Genomic DNA, 2,403 nt, shown 5'->3' with positions numbered 1-2,403 from the left:
GTGTGACGTGAAAGTTACACCAGTAGCTGTCTAACATAGATTAGACCTATTGTTTCGCCAATAGTAGCCTACGAGCAGGTGCGCTTATATAAGGGTATCAAGCTGCTCGGACAAGGTAGCCCTCCCGAAAGGGTAAGAAAGAACCGCAAGGGGATTTCAAAGCTCGCAAGCATTATGCGGGTCGGGGAGCTTGGCTCGGAAGGTATGGTCAACGAAAGTGAATTGCTAATAAACGTCGTTAAGTCGAACAAGCCTACGAATGCTATCAGGCTTGAACCAAAAGGTAACGTGGCTGGATAACTCTGTGAATTTTGGGGTTACGCGAACAACAGAGCCATCGGCGAAGAGGCAAGACCTAACCCTATCTTGGTACTGGTGTAGAACACGGTAAGCCTGTATATCTCCCGTAAGGGTAGGAAAGCCGCAAGGTAATCCGATGGATATGCGGGTAAAGGAAAACCGGAGAAAGCGAACGCTGTTCTGTAATGGAATAGATACAAGTTGAGTCAAAATCATGAATTGACCTTGACGACATTACTTGACGTGAAAACGGGCAGACTTCCGGTATGGTAACGTTTTACAAGATAACTTTTAGAACTTATGAAAGAGGAAAAGCAAATGTACGAAAGTGAAAAATCGTGTGCGTCTTCTGACCGAAGAGAGCAAACTTGGGAAAGCATAGACTGGAACAAGTGCGAACAGGCGGTTAATAAGCTGCAAGCGCGTATTGTAAAAGCTCAGAAAGCAGGTAAGTATGGTAAGGTAAAAGCCTTGCAATGGACACTTACCCACTCGTTCTATGCCAAAACATTGGCAGTCAAACGAGTTACTTCTAATAATGGCAAGAAAACTTCGGGAGTGGACAACGTCCTTTGGTCAACTCCACAATCAAAATTCAAAGCCATTGTAACACTAAAAAGAAGAGGCTACAAACCTCAACCGTTGAAAAGAGTGAATATTAAAAAGAGTAACGGAAAACTTCGTCCGCTGGGCATACCGACAATGAAAGACAGAGCGATGCAAGCCCTCTATCTGATGGCATTGGAACCAGTATCCGAGACAACTGCGGATAACTACTCCTTTGGTTTCAGAAAAGACCGCAGTGCTGCGGATGCAATGGCTCGCTGTCATGCACTACTTTCAAGAAAATGTTCTGCCGAGTGGGTGTTGGAAGGAGACATTAAAGGTTGTTTTGACCACATAAGCCATAATTGGCTCATGGAAAATATCCCTACGGATAAAACCATATTACAGAAATGGTTAAAATGTGGATTTGTGTACAACAAAGAATTGTTTCCGACAGAAGAAGGCACACCACAGGGAGGTATTATATCTCCGACTCTCGCTAATATGACACTCGACGGGCTACAGGAACTTTTGGAAACAAACTTTCCTTGGGAGCATATTCCCGGAAAAACGGGATGGTACTGTCCCAAAGTAAGGTTGGTTCGTTACGCAGATGACTTCATCATCACGGGTGAAACCAAAGAACTATTGGAGCAAAAGGTTAAACCTTTGGTAGCCCAATTCCTTGCAGAGCGAGGATTGACGCTATCTGAAGAAAAGACCAAAATCACTCATATTAGTGATGGCTTCGATTTTCTTGGGTTCAATGTCCGCAAATTCGGAGACACTTTGCTAACACAACCTGCCAAAGACAGAATCAAGCGCATGTTGAGCAAAGTCAAATACGAAATCAAACGATCCCGTGGCGGCACACAACATGAACTGATTATGCGACTGAACCCGATACTCAACGGATGGGCGAACTATTACAAATATAGTGCAGCCTCTACAGTCTTCCGCAAAGCAGACCATCAAATCTTCAAGAAGTTATGGCAGTGGGCACTCCGCAGGCATGGTAACAAGTGCAAGGGGTGGATTAAAGACCGCTACTTCCACAGAATTGATGGTCGGGACTGGGTATTTGCAGTTAAAAAGAAGAACGAGAAAAAGGAGGAATATTATGTTCCGGCTACTATTTTGTTCTACACGAAAATTGAAAGATATCCTCAACTGAAATGTGAAGTCAATCCCTTCGACCCTGAATGGAGGCAATATCTTGAAAAGAGAAGAACTGCCAAAATGAAAATGAGTCTCAAAGGGAAGAGGTCACTCATTGCAATGTGGGAAAGACAAAAGCGAAACTGTGTGTTGTGTGGAGAACCTATTACAGCGGAAACTACATGGCACACTATGAACCGGCAAGAGAATGGTAAAAACCATCTCAGTCTGGTTCATGATAGCTGTTACCAAAGTGTTACACATAAAAAGAAGAAGTAAGTTATGAGCATATTCTTAATTAAAAAGAAATATTGTTTGCTTGAGCCGTGTGAGGGGAAACTTTCACGCACGGTTCTTAGGGGGGAAAGCACCCGCAAGGGTGCTGACCTACCCGACCCA

1 protein-coding gene is annotated in these 2,403 nt (G+C 43.9%); it reads left to right on the top strand.

All coding sequences use genetic code 11. The features are described from left to right. Window positions 1-618: 618 nt before the first annotated feature. Complete coding sequence (gene ltrA / locus D0T49_RS12820; RefSeq protein WP_163632329.1) at window positions 619-2,283, top strand: group II intron reverse transcriptase/maturase; 1,665 nt, start codon at window positions 619-621, stop codon at window positions 2,281-2,283. The last annotated feature ends 120 nt before the right edge of the window (window positions 2,284-2,403 follow it).

Source organism: Paludibacter sp. 221 (genome assembly GCF_010501035.1).
Classification (GTDB): domain Bacteria; phylum Bacteroidota; class Bacteroidia; order Bacteroidales; family Paludibacteraceae; genus QVMH01.
This window is presented reverse-complemented; position numbering and strand designations above follow the sequence as displayed.